Source organism: Mucilaginibacter sp. MD40, from assembly GCF_002288635.1.
In the GTDB taxonomy this organism is placed as follows: Bacteria; Bacteroidota; Bacteroidia; order Sphingobacteriales; family Sphingobacteriaceae; genus Mucilaginibacter.
The window spans coordinates 50,778-57,060 of record NZ_NRSW01000001.1; the positions used below are offsets into that span (position 1 = coordinate 50,778).

Annotated in this window: 6 protein-coding genes; all 6 read left to right on the forward strand. The window is 44.2% G+C overall.

Annotation, left to right across the window (positions count from 1 at the left end; all coding sequences use genetic code 11):
* Window positions 1–52: 52 nt before the first annotated feature.
* The 6 genes from CKK33_RS00265 to CKK33_RS00285 all read left to right on the forward strand — a co-directional run bounded on the left by CKK33_RS00265 (window position 53) and on the right by CKK33_RS00285 (window position 6,252).
* Window positions 53–430 (forward strand): BlaI/MecI/CopY family transcriptional regulator, encoded by a 378-nt coding sequence (locus tag CKK33_RS00265; protein WP_095702177.1) that lies wholly within the window; start codon window positions 53–55, stop codon window positions 428–430.
* Between the two features lie 227 nt (window positions 431–657).
* Window positions 658–2,667, forward strand: a complete 2,010-nt coding sequence (locus CKK33_RS00270; RefSeq protein WP_095702178.1) for a M56 family metallopeptidase — start codon at window positions 658–660, stop codon at window positions 2,665–2,667.
* A gap of 175 nt (window positions 2,668–2,842) precedes the next feature.
* Entirely contained in the window at window positions 2,843–4,564 is a 1,722-nt protein-coding gene (gene recN / locus CKK33_RS00275) for a DNA repair protein RecN (protein ID WP_095702179.1), read from the forward strand.
* A gap of 2 nt (window positions 4,565–4,566) precedes the next feature.
* A complete protein-coding gene (locus tag CKK33_RS19785) occupies window positions 4,567–4,695 on the forward strand; it encodes a hypothetical protein (protein WP_255404592.1) in 129 nt (42 codons plus the stop codon).
* Window positions 4,695–5,351: an energy transducer TonB gene (locus CKK33_RS00280; RefSeq protein ID WP_095702180.1), complete on the forward strand. Its 657-nt coding sequence runs from the start codon at window positions 4,695–4,697 to the stop codon at window positions 5,349–5,351. The genes CKK33_RS19785 and CKK33_RS00280 overlap by 1 nt, the downstream gene beginning before the upstream one ends.
* An 88-nt stretch (window positions 5,352–5,439) precedes the next feature.
* Window positions 5,440–6,252 carry an enoyl-ACP reductase gene (locus tag CKK33_RS00285; protein ID WP_095702181.1) on the forward strand — a complete coding sequence of 271 codons (813 nt, stop codon included), beginning with the start codon at window positions 5,440–5,442 and terminating at the stop codon, window positions 6,250–6,252.
* The last annotated feature ends 31 nt before the right edge of the window (window positions 6,253–6,283 follow it).

Here is a 6,283-nt window from a genome sequence, read left to right on the forward strand (position 1 = left end):
ACGAAAAATGTCGTACATATTTGTACGAGGAAATTCGTAGATTACTTGAGAGATGGATTTAAAACCGACAGAAAGCGAACTGGAGATATTACAGATCATTTGGAAAAAAGGACAGTGCAGCGTACGTGATGTGCATGACGAACTGGCAAAAAGCAAAGATGCAGGTTATACTACTACCCTTAAACTCATGCAAATTATGCATGATAAAGGTTTGGTAGAGCGCGATACCACATCAAAAACACATTTGTATAAAGCACTCATCACCCGCGAGCAGGCTCAGCAGGGCGCGCTGGACAAAATACTATCTACCGTTTTTAAGGGCTCCACTGCCGAATTGGTGATACAAGCCCTGGGCCAGCATCGGGCTTCGAAAGATGAGATAGATGCTATCAAGAACTTCCTCGATCAGTTTGAGGGGGGTGAGAAATAGGGATTAGTTAATTAGAGATTGGTTAATTGGGGATTAGTTAATTGGAGATTAGTTAATTAGAGATTAGGCTAACAATTAGGTTTTAAAGTTTAGGATTTAGAATTCCCTTATTAGAATTTAGCTTTTAGCTTTTAGGATTTCCATTATTAGAATTTAGAGTTTAGAGTTTAGTTTTTAGAATTTCCCTTATTAGGGTTTAGCTTTTAGAATTTCAAAAAAATACTGTTATGCAAAACATCCTTTACAACATAAGCCAGGTATTGGGCATTGCCATTGTGCATTCGCTTTGGCAGGGGCTTTTTATCTACTTTTTACTTAAGGTAGCTTTGCTGGCGGCTAACCGCTGGTTAACGGCTTCGCATAAATATTTATTGGCTGTAACTGCGCTGCTGGCTATCACAGCATGGTTTGGCTACACCCTGGTTAATGAAGTACTGGATTATAACTGGCTTACCCAACCTACAACGCTGGCCAATATGCCGCACCTGATGGAATTGCCAAAGTCCTTCAGAAATGTTGATGCCAATACTGTACGCTACTATTATACCATACAAAACTACATGCCTTACATAGCGGGCGCCTACGCGTTAGGCTTACTGCTTAACGTAGGTAAAGTTGTATTTGCCCATCGCCGTATAAAAGCCATTAAGCGTGGTATGAGCCTGGGCGTACAGCTGCAATCGCAGATCAGCCGTTTCGCGGCTAAATTCGAAATCGCTAAAAAAGTACAGGTGGGTTTTAGCGCCCTTGTTGATGTGCCCTGCATTGCGGGTTATCTGAAACCGGTGATACTGCTGCCTGTAACACTTTCTACATACCTGGAGGCCGACGAAATTGAGGCCATCCTATTACACGAGCTTGCACATATTAAACGTAACGACTACCTGGTGAACCTGCTGCAGCAGGTAATTGCCACGCTGTTGTTCTTTAATCCCTGTGTATTGTTGATCAACAAAATAATTGGCGAAGAACGCGAGAACGCATGTGACGACATGGTAGTGAACGCAACCGCTACGCCGGTTATATACGCTAAGGCTTTGTTTAAGCTTGAACAGAGCCGCCAAAACCAGTTACAGTTAGCGCTGGCGGTAACAGGTAAAAAGTACCATTTGTTAAACCGTATTGAACGTATCATGAAAACTAAAAAACAAATCCCGAGCATTAGGCCAACATTAGTGGCTATGCTTATATTAACCGTTAGCGCTTGTAGTTTAGCGCTGTTAAAACCAGAGATAGCACAAGGTAAAGTTTCAGTAAAAGCCCTGGTGCCTGCCATTAAAACCATCATTACCGGAGATACCATCCCGGCAAAGCAGCCTGCGAAAGTTGCTAAAAACGTTAAAAGAAAAGCGGCTGCCCGTGCCCGCTCATGGGATAACCACTACATTGATGGCGTACGCTACAATGGTTTTAAAGATGCGGAGCTTGAAAGGCTAAGCAAAGAAGTAGAGAAACGTGGTGAGGCTATTGGCAAATACTACGACAGCCCTGATTTTAAAGCGCAAAGCGCGCAACTGGAAAAGTTAGGTGCCGAAATGTCTGCCTATTACGAAAGTGATGCTGTTAAACAATCGCTTAAAGCACAGGAGCTTGCGGCCGCCGACTACGGAAAGATCTGGGAAGGCAAAGGCAATGAAATGGAAAAACTGGGCAGCCGCATGGGCGCCATTGGCGATAAGATGGGTAAATACTATGATTCAAAAGAGTTTAAAGCCCTTAACGCCCGCATCGCCAAGAAATACAATATTGACCTGGACGCCATGCACAGTTACCAGGAAAAAGACTGGGACCCCAATTACCGCAAATACAAAGAGGAATTGGAAAAGAATATCCCGGCTAATGTGAAAGACCTGAGCACGCAAATGAAGGAGCTTGGCGATCAAATGAAAACCATTAGCAACGATCCGGAAATGGTTAAACGCCAGAAAGCCATGAAAGAAGCCGGTGAGCGCATGCGCGCCGCTTACGCCGGTAAGGACATGAAAGCTACCGAGGCCAAAATGCGCCAGTTGAGTAAGCAAATGAGCGCCATTACCAACAGCCCTCAAATCCGCGATGAACAAAGAGCGCTTAAAGATGCTACCAAAAGGTTAAATGATTACACCTCGAGCCCTGCATTCCGTAAGAAACTGGCGGCTTACCGTGCGGCACATCCCGATGCCGACCTGCCTGAAGTTAAACTGGACGACGACCTTAGAATTGATGATGAGCCGGTTAAGCAAGCAGATGCTGAATAGTGAGTAGTGATTGGTGAGTAGTTTATTGGTTATTGGCCAGTAGTGAGTGGTTGGTTTTATTGATTGGTAACTGATCAGCAACTATTCACTACTCACTACTCACTATTCACAACTCTCCACCTAATCCCAATAAAATTAGTAATTTAGTATCCTCATAAAAGGGGATACTTTTTTTATGCTTCAAAGGCTAACCATTCAAAACTACGCGCTGATAGATAACCTGGAGATCAATTTTGATAAGGGTTTGAACATATTAACGGGCGAAACCGGTGCCGGTAAATCTATCATTTTGGGTGCGCTATCGCTGATATTGGGTCAGCGCGCGGAGAGTCGTTACTTTTTTAATCAGCAGAAAAAGTGTGTGATAGAGGGGGCCTTTAAAATTGAAGGATTTCATCTTGCCGATTTTTTTGAGGATAACGACCTCGACCACGAAAGTGAAACGGTACTGCGCCGCGAAATATCGGCCGATGGCAAATCGCGCGCTTTTGTGAATGATACGCCGGTTAACCTGAATACGCTAAAGCAGCTTGGCGAAAAACTGATCGACATCCACTCCCAGCATGCCACCCGCGAGATAAACGACCCGGAGTTTCAGCTATTGGTGGTGGATGGCGTTGCCGGCCATACCGATCTGTTAAATGATTATCGCGCTAAATATCGCGCGTATCGCAAGTCGTTAAGCCGTTTGCAGCAACTCATTGAGGAGAACGACAAGGCTAAAGCCGACCTGGATTATTACCAGTTCCAGTTTGATGAATTGGAGAAAGCCGCCTTAGCCGAAGATGAGCAGGACGGCCTGGAAAAAGAACTGGCTACTCTTAACAACGCCGAGGAAATAAAACGCAACCTGTTGGGCGCACACTATCTAATGCATGAAGGGGAAACTTCGGCTATTATCCAGTTACGCGAGGCTGGCCAGCAGCTTAACGGTATTGAAAAATACAATACCGAAGTAGAAGCTTTAAACGAGCGCTTAAAAAGCACGTTGATAGAGCTGAAAGATATAGCGGCCGAATTAGAGAATATTGAACAGAAAACCTTTACCGACGAAGCCCGTGCCGAAGAGGTGAATACCCGTTTAAGCCTCATTTACAACCTGCAAAAAAAGCATCGCGTAAGCACCAACCAGGAACTTTTAGCTATCCAAAACGACCTGTTTGACAAGATACAGCAGGCCGTATTTGGCGACGAGGCGGTGGAGAAACTGCAGCAGGAAATCAACTCAGCCAGGCAGGAACTTGAGCATTTGGCTACACAACTATCCGTCAACCGTAAAAAAGCCATACCGGTTATTCAGGATAAAGTATTGGCTACCCTTGCTGAAATGGGCATGGGGAATTCGGCGTTAACGATAGAGCAGGAAGTCGCGAAGTCAGAAAGTCCGGAAGTCGGAAAGAAAAATTTTTCTGCGGACTTACGCTCTCACGGACTTACAGACCATCTTACTAAAAACGGTATAGACGCTATCCGTTTCATGTTTTCGGCTAATAAGGGCCATGCGCTGGCCGATATGAGCAAGGTGGCATCGGGCGGTGAGTTAAGCCGCTTAATGTTGAGCATTAAATCCATCATTGCCGAATACACCGCTTTGCCCACCATCATTTTTGATGAGATAGATACCGGTGTAAGTGGCGAAGTGGCTAACAAGGTAGGCCTGGTGATGGAACGCCTGTCGCAAAACCTGCAGGTGATCACCATAACCCACCTGCCGCAAATAGCCGGCAAAGGCAGCAGCCATTATTTTGTTTACAAGGATAACAGCACAGAGGTAACCGTTACCCGTATCAAGAAGCTTAGCAATGATGAACGTGTAACCGAAATAGCCAAAATGCTCAGCGGCGATAACCCGGGAGAAAGCGCGTTGCAAAATGCAAGGGAACTGCTAAGTTATTAATGATGAAAAGCATAGTAGTGTTTTTGTTAGCCATGTTTGCCGCGGTTAGCGGCTACGCACAATATATTACAACCGCTAAAAAGAACGAGTATAAACTATACGACAAGACACTATTCATCTTAAAGCTATAGTGCGTGATGCGGCAGGAAAACCTGTTCCCTACCTTAAGTTTACATCAAGGAACGCCAACGCCACTTTTGCCGGCTATAACATTTATACCAGCACAGATACAAACGGAAGGTTCGAACTAAACGGAGCTTTGTTTAGAGACACGCTTGTATATTATTGGAACGGCGAGCGGCATAGTATAATTAATAAAGGCAGCAGGTTTATAATGGTAGACCTTCCGTTGACACAAATGAGCAATCCTTTGCAGGATAGCATCCGTGTTACAGCAACCAGGATACATAAAAAGCATATCCCTGAGTTTAAAGTGATCACAAATGCTGATGTGCTTGATTGGTATGGCGTAACAGGCGATAGACCTATTTACCTTCCTGCCGAACCCAAACTTAACTATTACAGCGATATAAAAAAGACTATAATTTATCCTAAACAGGCAATTGAAAACAATATCGAGGGTGATGTTGAGGTCAGCTTCACCGTTGAAAAAAACGGTAAACTATCTAACTTTCAAGTGCTAAAAGGAATAGGTTACGGATGCGAAGAGGCGGTAATAAAAGCGCTAATTAATGGCCCCTTCTGGAAAAGACCTGCCATTTTAAACGGAAGGCCGCAACCTTCCAAAAGAAAAATTACCATAGGTTTTTATTTGAATGATAAATAGCAACCCCTTGGTTAAGTATGTTGGCTGCCCCACTGTAAACTGCAAACTAATTTTATAACTTTACAGCTTCAAACCAAACTTAAAATAGATGGCTTACAATTTATTAAAGGGCAAAAAAGGTATCATATTTGGCGCGCTTAATGAGCAGTCGATCGCGTGGAAGGTAGCGCAACGTTGCCACGAAGAAGGCGCTGAAATAGTTTTAACCAACTCTCCGCTGGCTTTGCGCATGGGTGAGTTAAACAAACTTGCCGAAGAATGCAACGCACCGGTTATCCCGGCTGATGTTACCAGCACCGAAGATATTAACAACCTGTTTACTAAAACGCTGGAGCATTTTGGCGGCGGTGTTGATTTTATATTGCACTCTATAGGCATGAGCTTAAACGTACGTAAAGGTTTAACCTATGCCGAAAACAACTACGAATTTACCCACAAGGGTTTAGATATATCAGCATTAAGCTTTCACCGTGTGCTGCAAACCGCCATGAAAATGGATGCCATTAACGAGTGGGGTTCTGTGTTGGCACTAACTTATATTGCTGCTCAACGCGTATTCCCCGACTATAATGATATGGCCGATAACAAAGCCTACCTGGAAAGTATAGCCCGTAACTTTGGTTACCAGTATGGTGTTAAAAAGCACGTACGCATCAACACGGTATCGCAATCGCCAACCCGTACTACCGCGGGCAGCGGCGTAAAAGGTTTTGACGGCTTTATCAATTATGCCGAAAAAATGAGCCCGCTGGGTAACGCTGACGCTAACCAATGTGCCGACTACTGCGTAACCCTGTTTAGCGACCTTACCCGCATGGTAACTATGCAGAATTTATTCCACGATGGTGGTTTCTCATTTACCGGCGTAACCCAGGCGGTTATTGAACAAATGGAGAAATAAACCTTACAGGTTATATATAAAACAAGAAAAG